The following is a 26,286-nucleotide window of genomic DNA, read 5'->3' as shown; positions in this document are numbered from 1 at the left end:
CACCGGGGGCGGTGCAGGGGAGCGTTGAGCCGCGTGCGTGGTGGGGGTGGGAGTTCCGGCATCCGCCGAATGGTTGATGCCAGGACGATCGGGTTGGGCGATGTGGGGGAGGTGCCCGCTCGGCGACGCTCGTGACATGCCACTTATCGAAGTCAGCGGGCTGCGCAAGGAGTACGGCGGCAAGGCGGTCGTGGACGGCGTCAGCTTCGCCGTGGAGGAAGGCGAGATCTTCGGCATCCTCGGGCCGAACGGCGCGGGGAAGACGACCACGGTCGAGTGCGTCGAGGGCCTGCGCAGTCCCGACGAGGGACAGATCAGCGTCGCAGGCCTCAACCCCGTGGCCGACCACGCGGAGGTCACCCAGCTCCTCGGCGCCCAGCTCCAGGAGAGCGAGCTTCAGGCCAAGCTCACCGTGCGCGAGGCCCTTCAGCTGTACGCCTCCTTCTACCGCAGGCCGGCCGACTGGAGACCGCTCGCGGCGCGGCTGGGGCTCGGCGAGCGGCTCGACGCCCGCTTCGGCAAGCTGTCGGGGGGCCAGAAGCAGCGGCTGTTCATCGCCCTGGCCCTCGTCGGCAGCCCCCGCGCCGTGGTGCTGGACGAGCTGACGACGGGTCTCGACCCCCGCGCCCGCCGCGATGTGTGGGAGCTGGTCGAGGACATCCGCGCCTCCGGGGTCACGGTCGTGCTGGTCACCCACCTCATGGAGGAGGCACAGCGGCTGTGTGACCGGGTGGCGGTCATCGACCGGGGCCGTATCGCGGCGCAGGGCACCCCGGCCGAGCTGATCAGCCGCACCGCGAACCCCACAGTCATCTCCTTCGCGCCCTCCCAGCCACTGGAGGACGCGGAGCTGGCCGGTCTGCCGGGGGCCCGTTCGGTGCGTGCGCAAGGCGGCAGGACGGTCCTCAACGGCACGGACGAGACGGTCGAAGCACTCCTGTCCCTGCTGGCAATACGCCGCATCACCGCAGGCCAACTCCGCGTCATGGACGCGACCTTGGACGACGCGTTCCTCGACCTGACCGAACAGGACGTCTGATATGACCACGACCCGCCCTTCCGCCGACCCCGCCCGCTCGCCCCGCCCCCGCCCGGACGAGGGCGCCTCCTCAGCTGTCACATCGGCGCGGGCCGTGCAACGTGTGGAGTTCCGGCTCTTTCTGCGCGAGCCCGGTGCCCTCTTCGGGATCGTGGTCTTCCCTGCGGCCCTGCTGACGATCCTCGGGCTGATCCCGTCCTTCCGCGAAGCCTCCGAGGACCTCGGTGGGCGGCGGGTGGTGGACCTCTACGTCTCCGTGACGGCCTTGCTCGCCATGATCGTTGCGGGGATCCAGTCGATGCCCGGCGTCCTGACCGGATACCGCGAGCGCGGCATCCTGCGCCGCCTGCGCACCACTCCAGCCAGACCAGGCAGCCTGCTGAGCGCCCAGATCATCCTGCATGGCTGCGCCAGCGCGGTGTCCGTCGCACTCGTCCTCGCCATCGGACGGCTCGCCTTCGACGTCGCGTTGCCCCGGCAGGTGGCGGGATATGTCCTGGCCACCCTGCTGACCACATTCGCCGCCCTCGCGCTCGGTGCCGCCATCACCGCCTACTCCCGCACGACGAAGATCGCCCAGACGGTCGGCACCCTCGTCTTCTTCCCGATGATGTTCACCGCCGGAGTGTGGACCCCCGTGCAGACCATGCCGGAGATGTTGCGGCACATAGTGGAGTTCACCCCCTTCGGCGCCGCCTCCCAGGCCCTGAATCAGGCGACGACCGGAAGTTGGCCCGACTGGTCGCATCTGGGTGTGACGGGGCTGTGGGCGGTGCTGCTCACCGGCGCTGCGGTGCGGTGGTTCCGCTGGGAGTAGACCCAGGGCTGGGGACGGGAGCAGGGGGCGTGGAAGGCATGCGGACCAAAGGGGAGGATGTGCCCATGGGAGGTGAAGAGGGGGCCGAGGCCCTGCGCAAAGGCTGGGAGCGCTTCTTCCGCTGGGGGCCCTACGGGCTGCTGGGGCTGAGCACGCTCATGGCCGTGGCCACCAGCGCCGAGCTGATGACGCCGGGCGAGAACGTGGCCGCAGCCTCCCTGCTGGGCGCTGCCCTTCTGCTCCATCTGTGGTGGGGCAGGGCAATGCGGGCTTCCCCAGGGGCCGGCTCGCCCAAGGCTGTCACCTACTACTGCGTACGCACCCTGAGCGCCATCACCCTGACGTTGCTCAACCCCTTCTTCTCCATATACGCGGTGCTCGGCTATTTCGACTCCGGGCACTGGCTCCCGAAGCGCTGGGTGCGGCTGGGGCTGCTGGTGAATGCGGGGGCCATGGCCGGCGCCGAGGCGGGAGGGCTGCCCCCGACCTCGATGGAGAGCTGGACGGCGTTCGGTGTTCTGTACCTCCTCAACGCCGCCCTGGTCCTGTTCTTCGCGCGGCTGGGGGAGCAGGAGGCCGATAACGTCCGCGCCAACGAGGCCACCATCGCGGAGCTGGAGCGCGCCAACTCCCGCCTGGCGCAGGCCCTGGAGGAGAACGCCGGCCTCCACGCCCAGCTCCTTGTTCAGGCCCGTGAGGCCGGGGTCAGCGATGAGCGGCGCAGGCTGGCGGCCGAGATCCACGACACCATCGCCCAGGGCCTGGCGGGCATCATCGCCCAGCTCCAGGTCGCCTCCGGCAAGGCCGGGCCAGAGGCGTGCGCCCCCATCGACCTTGCCGCCGGGCTGGCCCGCCAGAGCCTTGCCCAGGCCCGTCGTTCCGTGCAGAATCTCGCCCCCAGCGAGCTGGAGCACGACGCGCTGCCGACGGCGTTGGAGAAGACCACCTCCGAGTGGTCCCGCTCCTCGGGCGTCCACGCGGGATTCACCCTCACCGGCACCCCCGAACCGCTGCACAGCGAGGTGGAGGCCACCTTGCTGCGCATAGCGCAAGAAGCCCTCACCAATGTCGACCGGCACGCCGGTGCCACCCGCGCCGGGGTCACCCTCTCCTACATGGGAGACGAGGTCACCCTGGATGTCCGCGACGACGGCAGGGGGTTCGATCCCCACTGTCCTCCCTCACGTCCCACCAGGGGAGGCGGCGGATTCGGGCTCGGCGGGATGCGCTCCCGCGCCGAACGCCTCGCGGGGAGAGTCGATATCGAGACGGAGCCGGGCGGGGGGACAGCGGTCTCGGCTCGCGTACCGTTGGTCCGCCATGACTGACCAGCTGTGCGACAGGACGCCGATCACCCTGCTCATCGTCGACGACCATCCGGTAGTCCGGGACGGGCTGCGCGGGATGCTCACGGACGAACCCGGCTTCGAGGTGCTGGGTGAGGCCGGGAACGGCGAGCGGGGGGTCGAGCTGGCCGAGCAGCTGAGCCCGGACATCGTGCTGATGGACCTGCGGATGCCGGGCGGCGGGGGAGTGGCCGCCATCACCGAGATCGTCCGCCGGGGCCTTCGCTGCAAGGTGCTGGTACTGACCACCTACGACACCGACGCCGACACCCTCCCGGCCATCGAGGCCGGCGCCAGCGGCTATCTGCTCAAGGACGCCCTGCGGGAAGAGCTGTTCACGGCGGTACGGGACGTGGCGGCGGGCAGGACGGTGCTCTCACCCGCGGTGGCCTCGCGGCTGGTCGACCGGGTGCGCGACCCCCGGCCCGAGCACGAGCGCCAGGCGCTCAGTGCCCGGGAGCGCGAGGTGCTTGAGCTGGTGGCCAAAGGCACGCCCAACCGCGAGATCGCCCGCACCCTGTTCATCAGCGAGGCCACCGTCAAGACGCACCTCACCCACCTCTACGCCAAGCTCGGCGTGAACGACAGAGCCGCAGCGGTCGCCGTGGGCTACAGCCGCGGCATCCTCGGCTGACCGGCGTCCAGTCGCGGGCCCCGCAGGGTACGAGTGCTGCGCCGCGAGGCGCGCGAGGGGCTCAGAACAGCCGGAGCTTGTCGTCCTCGATGCCGCGCAGCGCGTCGTAGTCGAGCGTGACGCAGTCGATGCCCCGGTCGGTGGCCAGCACGCGGGCCTGCGGTTTGATCTCCTGTGCCGCGAACACGCCCTTGACCGGCGCGAGATGGGGGTCGCGGTTGAGCAGCTCCAGATAGCGGGTGAGCTGCTCGACGCCGTCGATCTCGCCGCGCCGCTTGATCTCGATGGCGACCGTGACGCCGTCCGCGTCCCGGCACAGGATGTCGACGGGTCCGATGGCGGTGGGGAACTCGCGCCGGATCAGCGTCCAGCCTTCCCCCAGGGTCTCCATTCGGTCAGCGAGGAGCTCTTGCAGGTGTGCTTCCACGCCATCCTTGATCAGCCCGGGATCGACACCGAGTTCATGCGAGGAATCGTGGAGGATCTCCTCCATCGTGATGATGAGCTTCTCGCCGGCCTTGTTCTCCACCGTCCAGCGCTGGTCGTCCCCCTCTTTGAGAGTGCATGGCGGAGACATCCAGTTGAGAGGCTTGTACGCACGGTCGTCGGCATGGACGGAGACAGATCCGTCGGCCTTCACCAGGATGAGCCGGGGGGCGGACGGGAGGTGCGCGGTGAGCCTGCCGGCGTAGTCGACAGAACAGCGGGCGATGACGAGACGCATGGTCGGTCACGCTACTTGACGCGCGGTGCTCCGCGCGATTCGCCCCTTGATGGGCCCGTTCGACAGTGGCGCGAGTATTCCCATTCTCATGCTGTCCGCGGTCTGCGGGCCTTACCTTGAGGGAGGGACGTTGCCGTACGGGGTTGCGCGACTACGCGGTGATGTCCCATCACCCCAAGAGACCCCGGCCTCCGGGCCGGGTCCGTGAGAGGAGAACCCATGTCGCTCGACGTCCCACCTGCGCTTCTGGATCAGGCAGAGCGTGGCGAGGTGGATGAGGCGGCGTTTGTCGACTGCGTCCGCACTTCTCTCCCGTACGCCTGGGAGATGGTCAGCTCACTGGTCGCGCAGTTGAAGGTGGACGGCGGCGAGTTCGCCGACAACCAGACGCCGCCGCCGGATGAGCAGCACCGAGGACAACTGCTTCGCGCACTGGCGAGTGATGCGATCCGGGGCGCGCTGGAGCGGCACTTCGGTGTGCGTCTCGCGTTCCAGAACTGCCATCGGGTCGCTGTTTTCCCAATCGACCCGTCGGTTGACGAGCGGCTCGCCCGCTTCACCTCTATCAGGGGCCAACTGCTCAACCAGTCTCCGGAGCTACGGGACTGCTAAGACCGCGCTTTTCCGCTATGCGCCGTTGCGACGGTGGGTCCTCACCGTCGCAACGGGCCTTACCCGAGCAGCGGCAGGACCTCCTCGCCCAGCCGCTGGATGTTGCGCTCCGTACTGTCCAGATCGCCTGTGCCCTCGACCAGCAGGGCGAAGCGGCTGATTCCGGTGCGCTCCGAGGTCGCCGCGAGCCGGTCCGCACACAGCTGGGGCGCGCCCACCGGGTGCAGCTCGCACAGCAGCTCGGTGTAGCCGAGGGGGTCGCGCATCCGGCGCTCACGCCCGTCGACAGTCACATGGGCGCCCAGCCCCTCGCGCAGCCAGCCGGGCATCGCCTTCGTCAGGGCCTCCCGCGCCTCACCGTGTGAGTCGCCCACCTGGACGACGCCGGCCGACACGTGCCAGGCAGCCGCCGCGTCCACCGCCTCCGCGCCGTGGCCGCCGGCCAGCGCCTCGCGCCGCCACATGGCGGCCATCTCGGCCTTCTCCTCGTCTCCGGAGTGCATGCCGAGCAGCATCGGCAAACAGCGCGCCGCGGCGAGCCGCACCGTGCCGGGGGAGGTGCAGGCCACCACGACGCGAGGGGTGGCGCTCCCGTCGTCCGCGGAGCCGCCGGGGGCGGGTGCGTCGAGCGCACATTCCGGGCGTGGCACCACGGAGACCGGGCGGAAGCGGTACCGCTCACCGTCGGCGCCCACCCGGGCCTCGCGCAGCCAGCGCAGCAGCAGGTCCAACGCCTCGGGGAAGCCCTTTTCGAACGCGGCGAGGCCGCCGCCGAAGACCTCCAGATCCACCCACGGACCGCCCCTGCCGATGCCGAGAGTGAAGCGGCCCTTGGAGAGCAGGTGGAGCAGCGCGGTCTGCTCGCCGAGCGCGACCGGGTGCGCGTTGGGCAGCACGGTGACGGCCGTGCCGACGCTGATCCGCCGTGTGCGCCCCAGCAGCAGCGCCGCGAGGGTCACCGCCGAGGGGCACACTCCGTACGGCACGAAGTGGTGCTCGGCCAGCCAGACGGCGTCGAGACCGGACTCCTCGGCCGCCTCAGCGGCGCGTACCGCCCGCTCCAGTGCCTCGCCCTGCCCCTGGCCCGGGAACTGGGCCCCTAGGACAAAAGCTCCAACTCGCATTCCACACCGCCCTTGTGACCACCCGCGCGACCGCTCCGGGGCCGGGCCGACGTGCTTGTCGACTCGGCGCCCCATCCAGCAATAACGTCCGACACGTGACAAGGGCACGGCTCGGCATGCCATTCATCCGATGAACGCCAATCCCCCCTCGGCTGTGGATGAGCAAGGGGCCGCCGCGCCCGCGTGCGTAGGCTGGATACAGCACGGCCCCCGCCGGCCGTTTGCCCTTCGTCCGTCGACCCCCGAGGTGCCCCAGTGTCCCCGCGACGTAACCGCTCCCGTGGCGGTGCCGCCCATTCGGCCAAGGCCGCACGCTTCGCTTCGGCGACGCGGCGAGGTGAGGAGGAGGGAGATGCCGGGGAGCGCTACGGCCTGGAGCGCACCGAGAACTGGCGGGGGGAGGAGTGGTCGGTCCGCCAGATAAGCGGCGGCGCGGCGACGAAGCATTACCGCTGTCCGGGATGTGACCAGGAGATTCCGCCGGGTGTGCCGCATGTGGTGGCCTGGCCGAGCCAGGGGGATGTGGATGACCGAAGGCACTGGCACCGTGCCTGCTGGAACGCACGGGACCGCCGGAGCGTCCGACTCCAGCGGTCCCGGAATGCACCGCGCTACTGACGGCGGGCTCATATCGGCGGGTGAGAGTTACACGTCCCGCTTGTTGAGCAGCGCGTACGCCACGACGAGGGCCACGAGCGTGACAGCGGCCAGCCCGCCCAGCAGCGGCCAGCCGGTGGCGTCCTGGTCCTCCGACATGGGAATGCGGTAGAGGGAGGCGAGTCCGTTGAGGGGGGAGTACTCCAGGAGCGTCTCGCGCACGTCCTTGAGAGCCTCGCCCACCATGAACAGGGCCATCACCAGCGGCAGCAGCACGACGCCCATCATCGTGGTGATCGCGCCCGCCGAGTGCCGCAGCAGGGCGCCCACTGCGAGCGAGAGCAGCCCCAGCAGCGCCACGTAGAGGCCCGCACCCAGCGTCGCGCCCAGCCACTCGCCGCTGTCAGCGACGATCTTCCCCCCTTCGAAGGAGCCTTCGAGGGCCTCGGCCGACCCATACGAGGGACGCGTCTGGTCGCTGAGCAGCGCCGAGTTGATCAGCGCGGTCAGGGTGCAGGCCAGCGTGGTCATCACGAAGGCCAGCGCGAAGAAGATCAGCGCCTTGGCCAGCAGCACCCGCCCGCGCTGGGGGCAGGCGGTGAGGGTCGTACGGATCATGCCCGTGCCGTATTCGGAGGTGATGACGAGCACGCCGAGAGTGATCACGCAGATCTGGCCCAGCATGAGACCGAAGAGGCCGGGGGCGAGCAGGGGCATACCGACGTAGGTCTGGCCGCTGAGCCCCACCGCCGTCAGCAGGCCGATGCCGACGACGAGGGCGAACATCGCGCCCAGAGTCCACATCGTCGAGCGAACCGAGCGGATCTTCGTCCACTCCGAGGCGATGGCGTGCCCGAGGTGGGTGTGCGTCAGCGGGATGGGCGAGGTGTATGAGCCGCCGCCCGCCCAGTTGGCCTGCTGCTGCGGCGGAACCGGTGCCTGGACCTGGCCGTCGTGCTGCTGGGTGGTCATCAGGCGTCCTCGCCTTCGGGCTTGGTGAAAGTGGGGGCGGGTGCGGGTGCGGCGGGCGGTGCCGGTGCGGCGGACGGGGGTGCGGGTGGGGCCTGGGGCGGCGGGCTCTGGAAGGCCCTTGCCTGCTGCGCCGGGGGCACCTGATCCGCCGGGGCCTGGGCGGCGTACGGGTTCGGCCCCGGCTGCTGCGGCGGAGCCCAGCCACCGGGTGCGCCGGGCATCCCGGGCCCACCCGGACCGGCGGGCATCCCGGGCCCACCCGGACCGGCGGGCATCCCGGGCCCTGCCGGCGCCCCGGGTCCTCCAGTGCCCGGCGGTATCTGCTGGCCGGGGTGGCCGGGCTGGACGGGCATGCCTCCCTGGGGGGCCGGCTGTTGGAGTCCCGCGCGGGCGTCGGCCGTCGAGCGGTAGTCGACCGAGCTCTGGGTGAGCCGCATGTACGCCTCTTCCAGCGAGGCCTGGTGGGGCGAGAGTTCCCACAGCCGCACGTCGGCCTCGTGCGCCAGGTCGCTGATGCGCGGCAGCGCGAGCCCGGTGACGCGCAGCGCGCCGTCCTCCTCGGGCTGTGCCTGGCCGCCCGCCTCCACGAGTGCCGAGGCCAGCTTCTCGCGCTCTTCGGGCGCGGTATCGGGAGTGCGTACCCGGGCGAAGCCCACGGAGTTGCGCTCGATGAACTCCTTGACGGACATGTCCGCCATCAGCTGTCCGCGCCCGATCACGATCAGATGGTCGGCGGTCTGCGCCATCTCGCTCATCAAGTGGCTGGAGACGAACACCGTGCGGCCCTCGCTCGCGAGCTGCTTCATCAAGTTGCGCACCCACAGGATGCCCTCGGGGTCGAGCCCGTTGACCGGCTCGTCGAACAGCAGCACCTGCGGGTCGCCCAGCAGGGCCGCCGCGATACCCAGCCGTTGGCCCATGCCGAGCGAGAAGCCCTTCGAGCGGCGCTTGCCGACCTCCTGGAGCCCGACGACGGACAGCACCTCATCGACCCGGCGGGCGGGGATGCCGGACAGCTGGGCGAGCGAGAGCAGATGGTTGCGGGCGCTCCGTCCGCCGTGCACGGCCTTCGCGTCGAGCAGGGCACCCACCTGACGGGGTGCGTTGGGGAGTCCTCTGAAGGCGTGCCCGCCTACCGTGACCTGGCCCGAGGTGGGCGCATCCAGCCCGAGGATCATCCGCATGGTGGTCGATTTCCCGGAGCCGTTGGGCCCCAGGAATCCGGTCACGGCCCCCGGCCGTACCTGGAAGGACAGGTTGTAGACGGCCGTCTTGGCGCCGTAGCGCTTCGTCAGGCCGTACGCCTCGATCATCCTTTGCCCCTGGAAGCAGTTCGGGGCTCGTTGGCCCCCCGACACGGCCTATGAGGGTACGAGGCCGGGAATTGGTTCCCTCGGGCCGCCCCCCAGGGGGCTCAGGCGTCGCGCTTCTTGAGGACGATGAAGCCGGCGATCAGTGCGGCGGCGGTCCACGCTGCCATGATCAGGAGCCCTTCCCAGGGCCCGTAGGGGCGGTCGAGTGTCTCGGGCACCACCGACATCACGGCGGTGCCCGCCTGGTCGGGGAGGTACTCGGCGACCTTCTTCGTCGCGTCGACCTGGCCCAGGATGTTGGAGACCAGGAAGAACCACGGCATGAGGATGGCGAAGGCCAGCAGAGGGCTGCGCAGCACAAAGGTGATGCCGACGGAGAAGAGCGAGATCAGCGCCATGTAGATCCCGCCGCCGATCACCGCGCGCAGGACTCCGGTGTCGCCGATCCCCACGCCGTGCGAGCCGAGCAGCGCCTGGCCGAGGAAGAATGTGGCGAAGCTGGTGATCATGCCGATGACCAGCACCAACGGTCCCACCACCAGCACCTTGCACCACAGGAACGTGCTGCGCTGTGGCACGGCGGCCAGGGAGTTGCGGATCATGCCGGTGCTGTACTCGGCCGAGACGACCATGACTCCGAACGCGATCATCGCGAGCTGGCCCAGCCCCGTGCCGGCGAAGCTGACGTATGTCGCGTCGAACGTGCTCCGGTCGGCCGCCGACATGTCGCCGAAGCTGGACTTGGTCAGCGCGCAGATCAGGGCGCCCAGTCCGACTGTGACGATCACGGCGGTGGCCAGCGTCCACAGGGTGGACCGTACGGAACGGACCTTCGTCCACTCGGACTTCAGCACGCGCATCGTGTGGGTCATCCCTGACCCCCCTTCTTCCAGCTCTGCCCCCAGCCGGGCCCGCCCTCGGCGGGACCCGAAGGACCGGCAGAACCCGAAGGGCCGGCAGGACCGCCGGGACCCGAGGGTCCGGCAGGGCCGCCCCCGGGAGTGGCGCTGTCGTTGTCGGGGGGAGCGAAGGCGTGGTATTCGACGCTCTGTGCGGTCAGTCGCATGAACGCCTCCTCCAGCGAGGCGCGCTGCGGACTCAGCTCGTGGAGCACCACCCCGTGCGAGGCCGCCAGTTCGCCGATACGTGCCGCGTCCCCGTCCTCGACCTCCAGTGCCCCCTCGTGACCGGCCACCGGCCGCAGACCCTCGGCGGTCAGCACGTCCTGGAGCCGCTCGGGCTCCGGCGTGCGGATGCGTACGTGGGTGCGTGAGTTCTCGGAGATGAACTGCGACATCGAGGTGTCGGCCAGCAGCCTGCCCTGCCCGATGACGACCAAATGCTGTGCGGTCTGCGCCATTTCGCTCATCAGGTGACTGGAGACGAACACCGTGCGGCCTTCACGTGCCAGGTGCTGCATGAGTGTGCGGATCCAGTGGATGCCCTCGGGGTCGAGGCCGTTGACCGGCTCGTCGAACATCAGGATCCGCGGGTCGCCCAGCAGCGCCCCGGCGATGCCGAGCCGCTGGCCCATGCCCAGCGAGAAGCCCTTCGGCCGCTTGCGCGCCACATCCTGGAGCCCCACCATCTCCAGCACTTCGCCGACCCGGCGCTCGGGGATGCCGTTGGACTGCGCCATGCACAGCAGGTGGTTGTAGGCCGTGCGGCCGGGATGGACGCCCTTCGCCTCCAGGAGCGCGCCGACGCTGTGCAGGGGTTCACGCGTATGGTCGTAGGGCTGGCCGTCGATCCGCACGTGCCCGTGGGTCGGCGCGTCGAGCCCCAGCACCATGCGCATGGTCGTCGACTTGCCGGCGCCGTTCGGCCCCAGGAAGCCCGTGACGATGCCCGGGTGCACGGTGAAGCTGAGACCGTCGACGGCGGTCTTCTCGCCGTACCTTTTGGTCAGGTCCCGCAGCTCGATCATGTCTTCGACGCTAAGCGCGCACGCACCTCCTCGCCACTTGTGAGCCGTGCGGCGTCAGTATCTCCTCCCGTCTGCCCACCCCCGGCTCCGTGAAACAACACGGCACGCGGAGCCCGGGAGATCCTCCGGGCGCCGCGCGCCGTGTGGTGCGATTACCGCTTCGTAAAAGCCGTCTGCCGTTCAGCGGGACTGCTGGGCAGGAACCCCGCGGCCGAGCTGCTCGTCGCCGTCGGCTGCCTCCTCGCCCGGCTGCCCGGCGGCGGCCACAGCGGCGCCCGTGAGCGTGGCCAGCATCTCGCGCACGTTGGTCAGCTGCGCGTTGATGCTGTCGCGGCGGTTGGTGAGAGCCGCCAGCTCGCGCTCGGACTCGCTGCGCACCCGGTCGGCCTTCGCGTTCGCGTCGGCGACGATGTCCTCGGCCTGGCGCTGCGCGGTCTCGACGGTCTGACGCGCACGGCGCTCCGCGTCGGTACGCAGCTTCTCGGCCTCAAGCCGGAGCTGCTCGGCGCGGTGCTCGATCTCGGCGAGCCGCTTCTCGGCCTTCGCCTGACGGGAGGCCAGGTCGCGCTCGGACTGCTCGCGGCGCTTGGCCAGGTTCGTCTCGAAATCGGCCGCCGCCTGGGCGGCCTTGGCGCGGGTGTCCTCGAAAAGGGAGTCGGCCTCCTCACGCTTGGACTGGGCGTCCTTCTGCGCCTCGTTCCGCAGGGTGGTGGCCTCACCCTGGGCCTTCTCGACGATACGGGTGCCCTCGTCCTCGGCCTTCGCCTTGCGGTCCGCTGCGAACGCCTCGGCGTCGTTGCGCACTTGCTGGGCCGCGCCCTCGGCCAGCTCGCGGTGCTGATCGGCGGCCTTGCGGGCCTCATCACGCAGGTCCTTGGCCTCTTCCTCCGCGAGGCGGAGGATCTTCTCGACGCGGGCACCCAGCCCGGCATACGACGGCTCGGCGTCGTTGACCTGTGCCTGGGCGTTCTGCGTTTCGAGGTGCAGTTCCTCGATGCGCTTTTCCAGAGAGGTGATACGGGCCAGTGCGCTGTCACGGTCGGCGACGAGCTTCGTGATGCGGTCGTCCACCTGCCCGCGGTCGTAGCCACGCCGCACGAGCTCGAAGCCGAAGGGGGAGGAAGTGTCGCTCATGGGGTTCCTGTCGATTCAGACGGGTTATCAGACGGGGAGTGATAGAGGGAATCCTAGGGGCCAAAGCGGCGTGTCATCGAGCTTATGCCCGTTTGATCTGGAGAATGTGCCCTCCTTCGAGTGGCTAACTCTCCGTACCCTTGCCACTCGAACGAGTTGTACCAGCGCCAACGCCCGCTGTCACACCACCGTTTGCCCCGGGGCCGCCGCCGCCCTTTTTGCCGCCCGATCCCGAACCGCGGCCCGAGCCGCCGCCGGAGCCGGAGCCCGAACCGGAGCCGGAGCCCGAACCGGAACCGGAGCCCGAACCGGAGCCCGGACCGGAACCCGAACCGGAGCCCGGAGCCGCGCCCGGATCCGGCGGCCCGCCGCCCGGCGTCTCGAACGACTCCAGGGCCTCCAGCACATCCTGCACCCGGGAGATCTCGGCGTTGATGTCCTTCTGGCGCCGCTCCAGCACATCCAGTTCGTGCTGTCCGGCCTCGACCGTGCGCTGAGCCTCCGCGTTGGCCTCCTCGCGCAGCCGCGCGGCCTCCCGCAGCGTTTCGGTCTTCTTCTGCTCGGCCTCCTTCAGCAGGCCCTCGGCCTTCTTCACCGCGGCGATGCGCACCTTGCCGGCCTCCGCGTTGGCGTCCGAACGCAACTGCTCGGCATGCGCCTGCGCCTCGGCGAGCTGCTCCTCGGCGGCCTTGACCAGCTTGTCGCAGCGCTCGCCGGCCGACTGCATCGCCTCAGCGGCCTCCCGGCGGGCCCGCTCGTGCAGCTCCTCGACCTCCGACTCGATGCGGGTGCGCAGCTCTTCGGTGCGCTCGCGGATCGCGGAGGAGTCGCTGCGCGCCTCCTCCAGCAGCTGGTCCGCGTCGGCGCGGGACTGCTCGACCAGCTCCCTGCCCTCGGCGCGCCCCTCGGTCACCAGGCGCTCGGACTCGGCACGCGCCGCGCCCACCATCTTGTCGGCCTGCTGCTCGGCGGCGGCCTGCGTGGCCAGCGCCTCCTCCTGGGCCTTGGCGATCAGCTGGTCGGCCTGCTCGGCGGCCTCCGTGCGCTTGGTGGCCGCCTCGTCGCGCGTCTCGTCCCTGATCCGCTCGGCGTCGGCGCGGAGCCGTTCGGCCTCCTCCATCGCCTCCGAGACGGTGTGCTCCGCCAGCGACTTGGCGGCGTCCGTCTCCTCCTGCGCCTCCCTGCGCAGCGTCTGCGCCGCGTGCTCGGCCGCCGAACGCAGGCCCGCGATCTCGGACTCGGCCTCCTCGCGCAGGTGCGCCACCGAATCCCGCACCTGCTGCGCCGTCTCCTCGGCCGCGGAGACCAGCTCCGCTGCGCGCCGTTCGGCCTCGTCGGTGAGCCGCTCCGCCTCGGTCTGTGCCTCCTCGACCCGCTTGCGGGCCGCGGCCAGCAACTCCTCGCTCTGCTCGCGCGCCTGCGTACGCTCCTGGTGCGCCTCCTCGCGGGCCGCGGCCAGCAGCTCCTCGGCCTCCCGCCTGCGGCGGGCCGCCTCCTCCTGCGCGGCGCCGAGTGCCTCGGCCGCCTCCGCGTTCGTCCGCTCGGCCGCCGCGTCCGCCTCGGCGCGCACCCGGTCGGCGGTGGTCTGCGCCTCCTCGCGCAGCCGCTCCGCCTCGGCGGCGGCCTCGCTGCGCAGCTGTACGGCCACCGACTCGCCCTCGGCGCGGGACTGTGAGGCGTCGGCCGCGGCCTCGGTGCGCAGCCGGTCGGCCTCCTCCTCGGCCTGCTGGTGCAGCGCACGCACCCGCTCGGCCGTCTCGGTGCGCAGCCGCTCGGTCTCCGCCCTGGCCTCGTCCCGCAGGCGCTCCGCCTCGGTGCGGGCCTCGGTCAGCCCGGTCTCGGCCTCGGCGAGCTTGGCCTCGGCCTCCTCGTGCAGCCGGGTCAGCTCCTCGTCGGCCTCGGCCCTGCGCTCGCGGGCGGCCTGCTCGGCCTCCTCGCGGGTGCGCGCTCCGGCCTCATCGGCGTCCGACCTGGTCTGCTCGGCCTGCTCCTCGGCCTGGGAGCGCAGCTCCTCGGCCTCGGTGCGGGCCCGCTCCAAAGCCTCCTCGGCCTGTTTGCGCAGCGTCGTGGCGCGCTCGATCGCCTCCGTGCGCACCCGCTCGCTCTCCGTGGAGGCGTCCGAGCGGGTGTCCTCGGCGTCGGCCTTCGCCTTGGCCAGCAGCTCCTCGGCCCGGTTGGCGGCCTCCTCGATCTGCTGGACGGCGTCGCGGCGGGCCTCGCCGCGGATCTTCTCGCCCTCCTCGACCGCCTCGGCCCGCAGCTGCTCGGCCTCGCCGCGCAGCCTGCGCGCCTCCTCCTGGAGCTCGACGGTCTTGGCGCGGTACTCCTTGGTGTCGTCCTTGGCCGCGCCCTTGAGGTGCTCCGCCACATCGTGGGCCTCGGCGCGCAGCCGGTCGGCCTCCTCCTCGGCCTCCCTGCGCAGCCGCTCGGACTCCTCGGTCGCCGCCTTGGTGGTGGCCTGAGCCTCCTCCGACGCCTTGTTCAGCACGTCCTCGGCCGTGCGGGCAGCCTCCGCGAGCTGGTTGGCCGACTCCTCGGCCGTGGTGGAGCGGGCCTTCTCGCGGGCCTCGGCGATCATCCGCTCGGCCTCGGCGCGGGCGTCCTCGCGCAGCTGCTCGGCCTCGGCCTTGATCGCTTCCGAGTCCTTGGTGGCCGCGCCGACCAGGCGGGCGACCTCGGCCTTGGCGGTGCGGCTGCGCTGCTCGTTCTCCGACTCGCAGTCCGCCAGCCGCTTTCCGGCCTCCTCCTCGGCCTCCTCCAGCTTCTGGGTGGCCTCGGTGCGGGCCTCGCGCAGCGCGGTGTCCGCCTCGCGCATCCGCTCCTCGGCCTTGCGCACCAGGTCGGCGGCCTCGCGCCTGCTGGTTTCCGACTCGCTGGCCGTGGACGTACGCAGCTGCTCGGCGTGGTCGGTGGCCTCCTGGGCCTGCGCCGAGGCGGCGTTGAGCAGGCGCTCGGCGTCCGTCCTGGCCCGGCGCAAGATCGCCTCGGCCTCGCCGCGGGCGTGCTCGGCCTCCGAGCTCAGGCGCTGGCGGGACTCCTCGGTCAGCCGCTGGGCCTCGGTGCGGGCCTGTGCGAGCGACTGCTCGGTCTCGGCCCTGGTCTCCTCCATGAGGCGGCGGGCCTGCTGCTCGGTGCGCGCCCGCAGCTGCTCGGCCCAGGCGACGTTCTCGTTGACGTGGTTCTCGACCGTGGAGCGGCGCTCGGCCAGCTCCTGGTCGAGCTGCTGGCGGCGGCGTACGGCCTCGGTGTGCAGCTCGGATTCCAGGCGGGCCTGTTGCTCGGCCTGCTCCTGGAGGAGGCGCTGGGTCTGGGCCCGGGCATCGCGCAGCTCGCGCTCGGCGTCGGCGCGCATCTGGTCGGCCTGCAATTGCGCGTTGCGCAGCAACTGCTCGGCCTGTTGGGAGAGGTTGTCGTAGCCGGCCGGGCGCGTGGCGAGGGCGCGGCGCGCCTCATGCAGCTTGGCGCGCAGCACTTCGACCTGATAGCCGAGGTCGTCGGCGTGCTCGACGGCCTTCTCGCGCTCCTTCTTGAGCCGATCCATCTCGGCCTCGAACTGCGAGAGGTGGTCGTCAGCCTCGTAGCGGTCGTTGCCCCGCACTGCGCGGTCCCATCCGTCCCCTGGTCGTCGTGGAGATGATCCGAGATCTCTCCGTGGACTCCGTGTGTACGGCGTCTCCCGGAAATGGTGTCAGATCATCGGCGGAACGTGGACCGAGCCCCCAGCCCGGAGATCTTGTCGGGTGGGGAGGGCCCGCCCCGGCCGAGGGGCCACTCTACCGGGCCCGGAAGCGGACGTCAGTGGTCCGTTGAGGAGGAGGCCGGAGGCGACCGCTCCACCCACCGTGGCCCGTTGCTCCCCGTGGCCGTGGTGACCAGCTCTGTGAGCGCGCTCAAGGCTGTGCGGCTCAGTCCCGCTCGTCGGCTGGAGCAGCCGCCGTCACCAGTTCGGTGAGCACCCCGTGACAGTCCTTCGGGTGCAAGAAGGTGATGCGCGAGTCCATCGTGCCGTGCCGGGGCTCGTCGTAGAGCACCCTGACGCCCTTGTCCCGGATGGCCTCGGAGTCGCCGTCCACATCGGCGGTGCCGAAGGCGATGTGGTGGACGCCTTCGCCGTTCTTGGCCAGCCACTTGCCCACCGCGGAGTCCTCGCGGATGGGCTCCAGGAGCTGGATGTAGGAGGCGCCGCCGTCGTCCGTCCCGTTGATCCGCAGCATGGCCTCACGCACGCCCTGTTCCTGGTTGACCTCGGTGTGGAACACCTGGAAGCCGTAGGTGCGAGAGTAGAAATCGACAGTTGCCTCAAGGTCGCGGCAGGCGATTCCGATGTGGTCGATACGCGTCAGCATGGGCAATAGTGCAGCGCTCCGGGCGCGGTTACGCAACGTGCGCACGGTCACACTCACTGACCGGTGACCCGGACTGGTACCGCTCAGTATCTTGAGTGGTAACCCTCGTTAACTTCCCGCCCGAAGGGGTCCCCCTCATGACTGGTACGTCCAGCAGCACGACCTCCGTGATTGTCGCCGGTGCCCGTACGCCCATGGGGCGGCTGCTCGGCTCCCTGAAGTCCTTCTCCGGGGCCGACTTGGGCGGTTTCGCCATCAAAGCCGCGCTGGAGCGGGCCGGGATCGGTGGAGACCAGGTGGAGTACGTGATCATGGGCCAGGTGCTCCAGGCCGGTGCGGGCCAGATCCCGGCGCGCCAGGCCGCCGTGAAGGCGGGCATTCCCATGAGCGTCCCCGCGCTGACGGTCAACAAGGTCTGTCTCTCGGGCCTCGACGCGATCGCGCTGGCCGACCAGCTCGTGCGTGCGGGCGAGTTCGACGTCATCGTCGCCGGCGGCCAGGAGTCCATGACCAACGCGCCGCACCTGCTGCCCAACTCCCGCGAGGGCCACAAGTACGGCGCGATCGAGATGCTCGACTCCATGGCGCACGACGGGCTGACCGACTCGTTCGAGGGCATCGCGATGGGCGCCTCGACGGAGAAGCACAACACCCGCCTCGGCATCCCGCGCGACGTGCAGGACGAGATCGCGGCGCGCTCCCACCAGCGCGCCGCCGCGGCACAGAGCGGAGGCCTGTTCGAGGAGGAGATCACCGCAGTCGCCACCTACCCGAACCAGAGGGGCCCGCAGCGCAAGGGCGAGCCCGTGCTCTTCTCGCAGGACGAGGGCATCCGGGGCGATTCCACCGCCGAGTCGCTCGGCAAGCTGCGGCCCGCCTTCTCCAAGGACGGGACGATCACGGCGGGTTCGGCCTCCCAGATCTCCGACGGCGCGGCGGCCGTCGTGGTGATGAGCAAGGCGCGGGCCGAGGAGCTGGGCCTGGAGTGGATCGCCGAGATCGGCGCGCACGGGAACGTGGCCGGGCCCGACAACTCCCTGCAATCGCAGCCCTCCAACGCCATTCAGCACGCGCTGAAGAAGGAGGGGCGCTCGGTGGAGGACCTCGATCTGATCGAGATCAACGAGGCGTTCGCGGCGGTGGCGTACCAGTCAATGCAGGACCTCGGGGTGGGACCCGAAAAGGTGAATGTGAACGGCGGCGCGATCGCGCTGGGGCACCCGATCGGAATGTCGGGGGCGCGGCTCGTTCTGCACCTCGCGCTGGAGCTGAAGCGGCGGGGCGGCGGCTTGGGGGCCGCCGCCTTGTGCGGGGGCGGCGGTCAGGGCGACGCTTTGATCGTCCGCGTCCCGTAAGAGGCTTCCCGGCACCTGCCGGTACTTCCCGGCACCTGCCGGCCCTCGGCCGGAGGGGGTGCGCCCTGGACAGATGCGTGGACGGATGCGTGAGGAACGGAGCGTCGCAATGGTGGATGTCGCGGCATTGGTGGCGGCGGCCCGGGAGGGGAGGCCGCGGGCTGTCGCGCGGCTGATCTCGCTCGTGGAGGGGGCCTCCCCCCAGCTCCGCGAGGTCATGGCGGCCCTCGCCCCCCGCTGCGGCAACGCCTTCGTCGTGGGGCTGACGGGCTCCCCGGGCGTCGGCAAGTCCACGACGACGTCCGCGCTGGTCAGCGCGTACCGCAAGCAGGGGCGGCGGGTGGGGGTCCTCGCCGTCGACCCCTCCTCGCCCTTCTCGGGCGGTGCGCTGCTCGGGGACCGGGTGCGGATGGGTGATCATGCATCCGATCCCGGGGTCTACATCCGTTCGATGGCCACCCGGGGCCATCTGGGGGGTTTGGCGTGGGCCGCGCCGCAGGCGATCCGGGTGCTGGACGCCGCGGGCTGCGAGGTGATCCTCGTGGAGACGGTCGGCGTCGGGCAGTCCGAGGTGGAGATCGCGGCGCAGGCCGACACCAGCGTGGTGCTGCTCGCACCCGGCATGGGTGACGGTATCCAGGCGGCGAAGGCCGGGATCCTGGAGATCGGCGACGTCTACGTCGTCAACAAGGCCGACCGGGACGGCGCGGATGCGACCGTCCGGGAGCTGAACCACATGCTGGGCCTGGGCGAGGCACGCCGGCCCGGGGACTGGCGGCCTCCGGTGGTCAAGACCGTGGCGGCCCGCGGCCAGGGCATGGAGGACATGGTCGCCGCGCTGGAGAAGCACCGGGCCTGGATGGAGGAGCGCGGCGTGCTGGGCGAGCGGCGAGCGGCGCGGGCCGCGAAGGAGATCGAGACGATCGCCGTCACCACGCTGCGGGAACGCATGGGCGAGCTGCGGGGCGGTCAGCGCCTGGATGTGCTGGCCGAGCGGGTGATCAGCGGTTCGCTGGACCCGTACGCCGCCGCCGACGAACTGGTCGAAGGCGTCACCGAGGGGTGACGCCTTCGACGGCGGTACCGGGCGGTACCGGGCGGTACCAGGCCGCCCCGGGCCGGACGGGGGCCGGCCCGGGGCGGTGCCGGGGAGTTGCCGTGCAGGTCAGTCGTCGTTGCCGGCCTTCTCGGTCTCGTGGTGGGTGACCTTGCCGGAGACCGCGTCGATGTCCAGCTCGTGCTCGGTGCCCCGCTTGTCGACCGCGTCGGCCTCCCACTGGCCGTTGCGCTCCAGGTCGAGGGAGGTGACGGAGCCCTTGGTCGCGGCGGCGGCCTTCTTGCCCGCCGCCGCGGCGTCGAGCTTGACGTTGCGGGGAGCGGAGCGGTCGTCGTCCTTGTGGGCGTCGACCCGGTTCTTGAGGACCTTGCCCTTGGTGGCGTCGATCTTCACGTCGTGCCACTTGCCGTCCTTGCCGAAGACGTCGGCCTCCCACACGAGCCGGTTCCGGTCGGTGTCCAGGTCCAGCTCGGTGATGTCGCCCTCCGCGGCCTTGTGCACGGCCTCGACCGCGCGGCTCAGGGAGACATCCGCGGTGCCGGTCTCCTCGGCGCGGTGGGCCCGGCTGCCGGCGCCGTCGCGGCCGTCGTGGTCGTCACGGTCGTCCCGGCGGTCGTCGCCGTCGTGATCGTCCTGGTCGTCGTCGTGATCCATCGTGCGCACGTTCGAGTGGGACTGCGGCTTCGTATCCGCTCCGCCGCTGTTGCCGACAGCGCCGAACGCGGTTGCCGTACCCCCTCCGACCAGTGCGGCGGCGGCGACGGTGGCGATGATGACCTTGCGCTTCATGACGTTCGACTCCTCGGATCGTTCGCGCTCTCGCTTTCGATGACTCCACAGTGGCCTGCCGTTGCTGAACGTAAGCTGAAGCTACCTGAAGCCCTCTTCAGCCGCGCTTTGACAGGGTGGGGCGTATGCGCCTGCTGATCGTGGAGGACGAGCGCCGACTGGCCCAGTCGCTCGCCAGAGGACTGATGGCCGAGGGCTTCGCCGTGGACGTCGTGCACGACGGTGCCGAAGGACTGCACCGGGCGGTCGAGAGCGAGTACGACCTGATCGTTCTCGACATCATGCTTCCGGGGATGAACGGATACCGCGTCTGCGGAGCCCTGCGCGCGGCGGGCGACGAGACGCCCGTGCTGATGCTCACCGCCAAGGACGGGGAGTACGACGAGGCGGAGGGCCTGGACACCGGGGCCGACGACTATCTGACCAAGCCGTTCTCCTACGTCGTCCTGCTCGCCCGGGTGCGGGCGCTGCTGCGCCGCCGTACGCGGGGTGCCAGGACGGTGCTGCGCGTCGGCGAGCTGACCGTGGACCCCGGCTCGCAGCAGGTCACCGTGGGCGAGCGCGAAGTGGAGCTGACGACCAAGGAGTTCGCGGTGCTGGAGTACCTCGCGGTGCGCGGCGGCGAGATCGTCTCCAAGTCCGAGATCCTCGAACACGTCTGGGACTTCGCCTACGAGGGCGACGTCAACATCGTGGAGGTCTACGTCAGCGCGCTGCGCCGCAAGCTCGGCGCCGGCTGGATCAGCACCGTGCGCGGCGCCGGATACCGGCTGGCCGACGCGGGCGCGGGCCTCGGGGGACGCGGTGCGTAAGGGATCCGTACGCTCCCGGGCCGCGCTCGGCGCGACCCTCGTGGTGGCCCTCGCGCTGGTCGCCGCCGGGTTCTTCGTCGTCGCCACCTTGCGTGACGGGCTCGCCGATACGGCGAAGCTGACCGCCCAGAACGCGGCGAGCGCGACAGCCGCACAGGTCGGCGACGTGCCCGACAGCGAGGTCCGGAACGTGGACGGGCTGGACGGCGACGAGCCCGCGCAGGTCGTCAATGCCGACGGCAAGGTCCTCGGCGCCAGCGACCCCCTGGAGCGGCGGCCCGCGATGGCCGATTTCGCGCGGCCGGACAAGCACGACAGGCCCGACAAGTCCGATGAGGACGACTCCGACGAGGACAGCCGGGAGGACGTCGACGGGGACGAGGAGAGCAAGGTCCTCGCCCTCCCCGTGGACGACGACGGCGAGGTCACCTACGACAAGGAAGACGTCGTCGGCACCCAGGAGTTCCGCGTCGTCGGCGTCCAGAGCTTCACCGGCGACGGGACGCCCGTCACCGTCTACTCCGGCGCCTCCCTCGGCGCCCAGCGGGAGGCCGTCTCCACCGTCACCCGTTCCATGCTGTTCGGGCTGCCCGTGCTGCTGATCGTCGTCGCCGGGGTCACCTGGCTGGTCACGCGGCGGGCGCTGCGGCCCGTCGAGGGCATCCGGCAGGAGATGAGCGCCATCACCGCCAGCACCGACCTCTCCCGCCGGGTGCCCGAGCCGGACTCGCGCGACGAGGTCGCCCGCCTGGCCCGTACGACCAACGAGACGCTCGCCGCGCTCGAAGGGTCCGTCGAGCGCCAGCGGCGGTTCGTCGCCGACGCCTCGCACGAGCTGCGCAGCCCTGTCGCCTCGCTGCGCACCCAGCTGGAGGTGGCCGCCGCGCACCCCGAACTGCTCGACCTGGACGGCGCGGTGGAGGACACCGTCCGCCTCCAGAACCTCGCGGCGGATCTGCTGCTGCTCGCCCGGCTCGACGCGGGGGAGCGGCCCACCCAGGCGCGGGTGTCATTGGCCGCGCTGGTGCGGGAGGAAGTGGCGCAGCGGGCCGCGGACCCGCACCCGGTACGGGTCGAGGGAGCGCTCGCGGACGGCGAGGTGCGGGGGTCCAAGGGACAGTTGGCCCGGGTGCTGGGCAACCTGCTGGACAACGCGCAGCGGCACGCGGGCAGTGAGGTGCGGGTCTCCGTCATGGCGGAGGGCGGGGGTCTCGCGCTTGTCGTCGCCGACGACGGGGAGGGGGTGCCCGAGGGGGAGCGGGAGCGCATCTTCGAGCGGTTCGTCCGGCTGGACGGGGCGCGGAGCCGGGATGAGGGCGGCGCGGGGCTGGGGCTCGCCATCGCCCGTGATGTTGCCGTCCGGCATGGCGGCTCGCTGACGGAAGAGGGCGCGTCTGGGGCGGGGGCCCGCTTTGTGCTGCGGCTGCCGTTGGCGGCCGAGGGGTGATGGTGCCCCCGGACGGGCTGAAATCAGCCTGTCCGGGGATCGAGGAGCGGAGGTCTGGGGGCGGAGCCCTCAGAGGTCAGAGCCGCCCCCGCTCTGTCCTGAGCTTCTCGGCGACCGGCCGCAGGGTCGACTCCAGGTGGGACAGATCGCCCGGGTCCACCCGGTCGATGAAGTGGCGGCGGACCGAGGCCACATGGTGGGGGGCCACCTCGCGCAGGGTTTGCCAGCCGTGCTCGGTCAGCACGGCGAACAGGCCGCGCTTGTCGGACTCACAGCTCTCGCGCCGGACCAGCTCCGCCTTCTCCATACGGGTGATCTGGTGGGACAGGCGGCTCTTGGACTGGAGCGTCGCCGAGGCGAGGTCGCTCATCCGCAGGCGACGGTCCGCCGACTCCGAGAGGTTCACGAGGATCTCGTAGTCGTTGAGGGTCAGTCCGAAGGGCTGAAGGTCGCGCTCCATCTGGTAGCTGAGCAGCCTGCTGACGTCCAGGTGGATACGCCACGCGCGCTGCTCGTCCTCCGTCAGCCAACGGGTGCCGTTATCGGTGTCCATACCTTGAGACTCTACCTAGCGTCGCACACACGTGCTTACGCGGTGTGGCGTAAAAACGGCGGAGCGTTGTCAGAGTCCGAACCGGCGCTGGAGGCTGCCGAGCTGACCGGGCAACTGCGGAGTCTGCTGTCCGCCGTGCCCCTGGCCCCCCTGCCCACCGCCCGGCACGCCCGCCTGGTTCGGTACGGCGCCCGTATCCTGCTCGGCCATCAGCACCTCGGTCGACTGGATCAGAACGGTGCCCGCGCCCACGAACTCGAACTGGTGCTCCTCGCCGGAGGTACCGCCCATGCCCGTCAGCGCGCGGATGCCGCCCATCACGCCCTTGAGGTACTCGTGGTCGTAGTGGTGGCAGGGCGAGGGGCAGTCCGCCCAGCCGACCAGGGCCTGCGGGTCGACCCGTACCGGGGGCTCCACGAAGTGCACCTCGCCGTTGGAGGCGGCCACGAACTTCCCCGTACCGATCAGCGTCAGAAAGCCGGGGATGATCGACTGCTTCAGCGAGAGCGACGGCTCGAAGGCGAGGAGGTTGCCGGAGCGGACGGTCAGGTTGCCCTCGTCCAGGTCGTAGGAGTTGACGTCGAAGGCGCGGTCGGCGAGCAGCAGCTTGCCGTGGCCCTCGGCGACCACCCAGTCCGAGGCGTGCAGCGGGGAGTGGAAGCTGGAGGCGATCAGCCGGTCCAGCCGGCCGTGGCCGATCCCCTGGAAGTCGATCTGCCCGTAATAGGCGATCATCTTGCCCTTCTGGAGGAACCACTGGCCGTTGAGGTCCACGCTGAAGGCGTACGGGTTGACGTTGTCGTTCGACGGAAGCGTCGTGACGTCGAAGATCCGGGGGGCGTCGGTGGTCACAGCTTCTCCTCGCTGGCCTGGACGAAAACTGCCCCGTTCCCGGACAGTTCGAGCTGGAACGCCTCGCCCGAGCCGCGGCCGACCATGTCGCGCCAGCCGAGGGCCGAGGACAGCTTGTTGCGGACGTCGCCGAAGTGCGCGACGTATGCCTGGGGGTCGACGTGGACCGGGCGGCCGGGGGTGAGGGGGAGCTGGAGGATGCCGCCGTGCGCCATGACGGCGACCGAGCCCTTGCCGGTGAGGGTCGTGGTGAACAGCCCCTGCCCGGAGACCTGGCCGCGCACCATGCCCATGACCCCGCCGTCCTTGCCCAGGAAGAGGGTGCCCTGCTGGAGGCTGCCGTCGAAGGCGAGGAGGCGGTCGGCCTCGACGCAGAGGGTGTCGCCGTCCAGGTCGATCACCTCGACGTGGTGACCGCCGTGCCCGAACATCACCGTGCCGTTGCCCTCGACGCTCATCAGCGGGGTGGCCTCGCCCGCGACCCGGCGTCCGATCATGGACATCAGGCCGCCCTGGCCGCCTTGCATGTTGGGCTTGAAGCTCACCTCGCCCTTGTAGCCGACCATCGCGCCGCGCTGGCTGAACATCCGCTGACCCGGCACCACCTGGGCCTCGACCAGCTTCTTGGAGATCTCCCGGAACGGCATCAGACCTCGCCTCCCAGCGTGTTCCGCTCGCTCGGCTGTACGTAGACCAGTCCCTCGCCCTCGAAGCGGACCTGGAAGGATTCGCCGGAGCCCTCGCCCATCAGCGTGCGGAAGTTGACGCCCGACTGGAAGCTCTGCCGCAGATTGCCCTGGTGGGCGATGTAGGCGCCGGGGTCGACCTGGAGCGGGGTGTTCTGCGTCACCCGCAGCAGCACGGCGGGCCCGGCCGACATGACGGCCGCCTGCCCGGTGCCCTCGACCGAGGTGGTGAACAGGCCGTTGCCCTGCGAGGCGCCGCGCAGCCCTGTGAACGTCGTCCCGGTGCGCAGGCCGCCGTCCACGCACAGCAGATTGCTCGCCTCGACGTGCAGTTTCTCGCCGTTGAGCCGGACCAGACTGATGTCGCTGGCGCGGTCGGCGAAATAGCAGACCCCCTGCCCCTTCACCTCCATCACCGTCATCTGCTCGCCCGTGAGCCGGCGGGTGACCATGCCGCGCATGCCCTCGCCGCCGCCGCCCATCTTTTTGAACGACATCTCGCCCTCGTAGGCGACCATGGAGCCGTTCTTCGCCTTGACCGCGTCGCCGCCGCTGAGCGTGACGGCCAGCACCTTGGTGCCGTGGAGTTGGAACTGTGCCACGCGACGAACCTACCGTTCCTATGGACTGAGCGGGAGTGAGTCCTGCCGCCGGTACTCGTGTACTCAGCCAGGCCTCAGCAGTTCCCTACCCTGCGGGGCGTGATCGACAGGAGGGCTGTCACAATGACACCGCTTGTGCGTGCCTTCACAAATGATCTGAGGACCTGCCGTGGCCATACTGGAAACACCTAGCGGCCTGCCGCCCAAGGCGGTCTCCGCCCTGCGCCGTCTGCGTCTGACCTCCGTCCCCGAGGCGATCTCCTGGCTCATCCTGATCGTCTGCTCCGTCGCGAAGAACGCGACCGACGCGAGCTGGGGAGAGGGGTCCGTGAAGGTGATGGGACCCGTCCACGGCGTCCTCTTCATCCTTTACGTGATCTTCTGGGCCGACGCCTGGCACCGGAACAAGTGGCCGGGTGGCCGCGCGGCGCTCTACTTCGTGCTGTCGATCGTCCCGGCCGGCGGCTTCTTCGCCGAGAGGATGCTGCGCAAGGAGGAAGAGGCGGGCGTCATCGCGATGCGCGCCCGCAGGGAGCAGGAAGGGAACGTCGCCGCCTCATGATCGTCGCCTTCTCCGTCACCCCGCTGGGCGTCGGCGAGGACGTCGGTGAGTACGTCGCCGACGCCGTGCGCGTGGTCCGCGAATCGGGGCTGCCGCACCGCACGGACGCCATGTTCACCTCGCTGGAAGGCGAGTGGGAGGAGTGCATGGACGTGGTGCGGCGTGCCGTGGCCGCCGTGGAGGCGCGGGCGCCCCGCGTCTCGCTCGTCCTCAAGGCCGACATCAGGCCCGGCGTCACCGACGGCCTCACCGCGAAGGTCGAGACCGTCGACCGCTACCTGACCGAGGGCTGAGCCCCTCCTGGCCCGGCTCGCCCGCCACGGGGGCGCCGCCCGGCGCGGGTCGGTGTGCGGGGGAGCGCCCGGAGCGTGAGACGCCTTCAGTCCGACTCCAACCGGCCGGTAGGGTCGAGGCGTGTCGAAGCCGCTCAGTCTGTCGTTCGATCCCATCGCCCGCGCCGACGAACACTGGAAGCAGCGATGGGGGTCCGTGCCGTCGATGGCCGCGATCACGTCCATCATGCGGGCCCAGCAGATCCTGCTTGCCGAGGTCGACGCCGTGGTCAAGCCCTACGGGCTGACGTTCGCGCGGTACGAGGCCCTGGTGCTGCTCACCTTCTCCAAGGCGGGCGAGCTGCCGATGTCGAAGATCGGCGAGCGCCTGATGGTCCACCCGACGTCGGTGACCAACACCGTCGACCGGCTCCAGTCGGCGGGCTTCGTGGAGAAGCGGCCCAACCCCAACGACGGCCGGGGCACGCTCGCCGCGATCACGCCCAAGGGGCGCGAGGTGTGCGAGGCGGCCACCGAGGACCTGATGGCGATGGAGTTCGGGCTCGGTGCCTATGACGCCGAGGAGCTGAACGAGATCTTCGCGCTGCTGCGCCCGCTGCGGGTGGCGGCCGAGGACTTCGCGGAGCCCCCGGCCCGCTGACGCCCGCTCCCTGACGCCCGCGCCCGCCGCTGCCGCGCCCGGTGGGGAGGGGG

General features: G+C 70.8%; 27 protein-coding genes. 13 read left to right on the top strand and 14 right to left on the bottom strand.

All coding sequences use genetic code 11. The features are described 5' to 3' along the window. Window positions 1-136 precede the first annotated feature (136 nt). From OHB04_RS13350 to OHB04_RS13335, 4 genes are all read left to right on the top strand, one after another. On the top strand, window positions 137-1,039 hold the full coding sequence (locus OHB04_RS13350) for an ABC transporter ATP-binding protein (RefSeq protein ID WP_326807505.1): 903 nt from the start codon (window positions 137-139) through the stop codon (window positions 1,037-1,039). Window position 1,040: 1 nt separating this feature from the next. Next, window positions 1,041-1,856: an ABC transporter permease gene (locus tag OHB04_RS13345; protein WP_326807504.1), complete on the top strand. Its 816-nt coding sequence runs from the start codon at window positions 1,041-1,043 to the stop codon at window positions 1,854-1,856. Between the two features lie 65 nt (window positions 1,857-1,921). After that, entirely contained in the window at window positions 1,922-3,184 is a 1,263-nt protein-coding gene (locus OHB04_RS13340; RefSeq protein ID WP_326807503.1) for a sensor histidine kinase, read from the top strand. After that, a complete protein-coding gene (locus OHB04_RS13335; protein WP_326687902.1) occupies window positions 3,177-3,836 on the top strand; it encodes a response regulator transcription factor in 660 nt (219 codons plus the stop codon). Before OHB04_RS13340 ends, OHB04_RS13335 begins: the two co-directional genes overlap by 8 nt. 61 nt (window positions 3,837-3,897) lie before the next feature. On the opposite strand, the gene nucS is transcribed toward OHB04_RS13335, so the two are convergent. Further along, on the bottom strand, window positions 3,898-4,560 hold the full coding sequence (gene nucS / locus OHB04_RS13330; protein ID WP_326687901.1) for an endonuclease NucS: 663 nt from the start codon (window positions 4,558-4,560) through the stop codon (window positions 3,898-3,900). A 219-nt stretch (window positions 4,561-4,779) separates the two neighbouring features. Between nucS and OHB04_RS13325 the strand changes: the two genes are divergently transcribed. Next, entirely contained in the window at window positions 4,780-5,172 is a 393-nt protein-coding gene (locus tag OHB04_RS13325; RefSeq protein WP_326687900.1) for an SCO5389 family protein, read from the top strand. Between the two features lie 59 nt (window positions 5,173-5,231). On the opposite strand, the gene OHB04_RS13320 is transcribed toward OHB04_RS13325, so the two are convergent. Next, window positions 5,232-6,296, bottom strand: a complete 1,065-nt coding sequence (locus OHB04_RS13320) for an LLM class flavin-dependent oxidoreductase (protein ID WP_326687899.1) — start codon at window positions 6,294-6,296, stop codon at window positions 5,232-5,234. A 255-nt stretch (window positions 6,297-6,551) separates the two neighbouring features. Between OHB04_RS13320 and OHB04_RS13315 the strand changes: the two genes are divergently transcribed. Next, window positions 6,552-6,914: an ATP/GTP-binding protein gene (locus tag OHB04_RS13315; protein WP_326687898.1), complete on the top strand. Its 363-nt coding sequence runs from the start codon at window positions 6,552-6,554 to the stop codon at window positions 6,912-6,914. 27 nt (window positions 6,915-6,941) lie between these two features. Here OHB04_RS13315 and OHB04_RS13310 read toward each other — a convergent pair whose 3' ends face one another. From OHB04_RS13310 to mce, 7 genes are all read right to left on the bottom strand, one after another. Next, window positions 6,942-7,865 carry an ABC transporter permease subunit gene (locus tag OHB04_RS13310; protein ID WP_326687897.1) on the bottom strand — a complete coding sequence of 308 codons (924 nt, stop codon included), beginning with the start codon at window positions 7,863-7,865 and terminating at the stop codon, window positions 6,942-6,944. Beyond that, window positions 7,865-9,178, bottom strand: coding sequence for an ABC transporter ATP-binding protein (locus OHB04_RS13305; protein WP_326687896.1), 1,314 nt, complete (start codon window positions 9,176-9,178; stop codon window positions 7,865-7,867). The genes OHB04_RS13310 and OHB04_RS13305 overlap by 1 nt, the downstream gene beginning before the upstream one ends. A 101-nt stretch (window positions 9,179-9,279) precedes the next feature. Then, a complete protein-coding gene (locus OHB04_RS13300) occupies window positions 9,280-10,050 on the bottom strand; it encodes an ABC transporter permease (protein ID WP_326687895.1) in 771 nt (256 codons plus the stop codon). Further along, window positions 10,047-11,105, bottom strand: coding sequence for an ABC transporter ATP-binding protein (locus OHB04_RS13295; protein WP_326687894.1), 1,059 nt, complete (start codon window positions 11,103-11,105; stop codon window positions 10,047-10,049). Before OHB04_RS13295 ends, OHB04_RS13300 begins: the two co-directional genes overlap by 4 nt. Window positions 11,106-11,285: 180 nt before the next feature. Then, on the bottom strand, window positions 11,286-12,239 hold the full coding sequence (locus tag OHB04_RS13290; RefSeq protein WP_326687893.1) for a cellulose-binding protein: 954 nt from the start codon (window positions 12,237-12,239) through the stop codon (window positions 11,286-11,288). A gap of 124 nt (window positions 12,240-12,363) precedes the next feature. Beyond that, window positions 12,364-15,837: a polarized growth protein Scy gene (gene scy / locus OHB04_RS13285; RefSeq protein ID WP_326687892.1), complete on the bottom strand. Its 3,474-nt coding sequence runs from the start codon at window positions 15,835-15,837 to the stop codon at window positions 12,364-12,366. Window positions 15,838-16,144: 307 nt separating this feature from the next. After that, window positions 16,145-16,585, bottom strand: a complete 441-nt coding sequence (mce, locus tag OHB04_RS13280) for a methylmalonyl-CoA epimerase (RefSeq protein ID WP_326687891.1) — start codon at window positions 16,583-16,585, stop codon at window positions 16,145-16,147. Between the two features lie 137 nt (window positions 16,586-16,722). On the opposite strand from mce, the gene OHB04_RS13275 reads away from it, so the two are divergent. Continuing rightward, a complete protein-coding gene (locus tag OHB04_RS13275) occupies window positions 16,723-17,940 on the top strand; it encodes an acetyl-CoA C-acetyltransferase (protein ID WP_326687890.1) in 1,218 nt (405 codons plus the stop codon). A gap of 109 nt (window positions 17,941-18,049) precedes the next feature. Further along, window positions 18,050-19,006: a methylmalonyl Co-A mutase-associated GTPase MeaB gene (gene meaB, locus OHB04_RS13270; RefSeq protein ID WP_326687889.1), complete on the top strand. Its 957-nt coding sequence runs from the start codon at window positions 18,050-18,052 to the stop codon at window positions 19,004-19,006. A 99-nt stretch (window positions 19,007-19,105) separates the two neighbouring features. On the opposite strand, the gene OHB04_RS13265 is transcribed toward meaB, so the two are convergent. Then, complete coding sequence (locus OHB04_RS13265) at window positions 19,106-19,786, bottom strand: PepSY domain-containing protein (protein ID WP_326687888.1); 681 nt, start codon at window positions 19,784-19,786, stop codon at window positions 19,106-19,108. Window positions 19,787-19,911: 125 nt separating this feature from the next. On the opposite strand from OHB04_RS13265, the gene OHB04_RS13260 reads away from it, so the two are divergent. Then, a complete protein-coding gene (locus tag OHB04_RS13260; protein WP_326687887.1) occupies window positions 19,912-20,598 on the top strand; it encodes a response regulator transcription factor in 687 nt (228 codons plus the stop codon). Beyond that, entirely contained in the window at window positions 20,591-22,045 is a 1,455-nt protein-coding gene (locus OHB04_RS13255; RefSeq protein WP_326807502.1) for a sensor histidine kinase, read from the top strand. Before OHB04_RS13260 ends, OHB04_RS13255 begins: the two co-directional genes overlap by 8 nt. Window positions 22,046-22,121: 76 nt before the next feature. Here OHB04_RS13255 and OHB04_RS13250 read toward each other — a convergent pair whose 3' ends face one another. The 4 genes from OHB04_RS13250 to OHB04_RS13235 form a co-directional block, all read right to left on the bottom strand. Beyond that, the gene (locus OHB04_RS13250) at window positions 22,122-22,598 is read right to left on the bottom strand and encodes a MarR family winged helix-turn-helix transcriptional regulator (RefSeq protein WP_326687885.1); all 477 of its coding nucleotides are present in this window, start codon (window positions 22,596-22,598) and stop codon (window positions 22,122-22,124) included. Between the two features lie 69 nt (window positions 22,599-22,667). Then, complete coding sequence (locus OHB04_RS13245) at window positions 22,668-23,450, bottom strand: AIM24 family protein (RefSeq protein ID WP_326687884.1); 783 nt, start codon at window positions 23,448-23,450, stop codon at window positions 22,668-22,670. After that, entirely contained in the window at window positions 23,447-24,097 is a 651-nt protein-coding gene (locus OHB04_RS13240; protein WP_326687883.1) for an AIM24 family protein, read from the bottom strand. The genes OHB04_RS13245 and OHB04_RS13240 overlap by 4 nt, the downstream gene beginning before the upstream one ends. Continuing rightward, window positions 24,097-24,738, bottom strand: coding sequence for an AIM24 family protein (locus OHB04_RS13235; protein WP_326687882.1), 642 nt, complete (start codon window positions 24,736-24,738; stop codon window positions 24,097-24,099). The genes OHB04_RS13240 and OHB04_RS13235 overlap by 1 nt, the downstream gene beginning before the upstream one ends. Before the next feature lie 169 nt (window positions 24,739-24,907). On the opposite strand from OHB04_RS13235, the gene OHB04_RS13230 reads away from it, so the two are divergent. From OHB04_RS13230 to OHB04_RS13220, 3 genes are all read left to right on the top strand, one after another. Next, the gene (locus OHB04_RS13230) at window positions 24,908-25,300 is read left to right on the top strand and encodes a DUF3817 domain-containing protein (RefSeq protein ID WP_326687881.1); all 393 of its coding nucleotides are present in this window, start codon (window positions 24,908-24,910) and stop codon (window positions 25,298-25,300) included. Then, a complete protein-coding gene (locus OHB04_RS13225; protein WP_326687880.1) occupies window positions 25,297-25,593 on the top strand; it encodes an MTH1187 family thiamine-binding protein in 297 nt (98 codons plus the stop codon). The genes OHB04_RS13230 and OHB04_RS13225 overlap by 4 nt, the downstream gene beginning before the upstream one ends. A 121-nt stretch (window positions 25,594-25,714) precedes the next feature. Next, entirely contained in the window at window positions 25,715-26,233 is a 519-nt protein-coding gene (locus tag OHB04_RS13220) for a MarR family winged helix-turn-helix transcriptional regulator (RefSeq protein WP_326687879.1), read from the top strand. Window positions 26,234-26,286: the final 53 nt, after the last annotated feature.

Origin of the sequence: Streptomyces sp. NBC_01775 (genome assembly GCF_035917675.1) — a bacterium.
Classification (GTDB): Bacteria; Actinomycetota; Actinomycetes; order Streptomycetales; family Streptomycetaceae; genus Streptomyces.
This window is presented reverse-complemented; position numbering and strand designations above follow the sequence as displayed.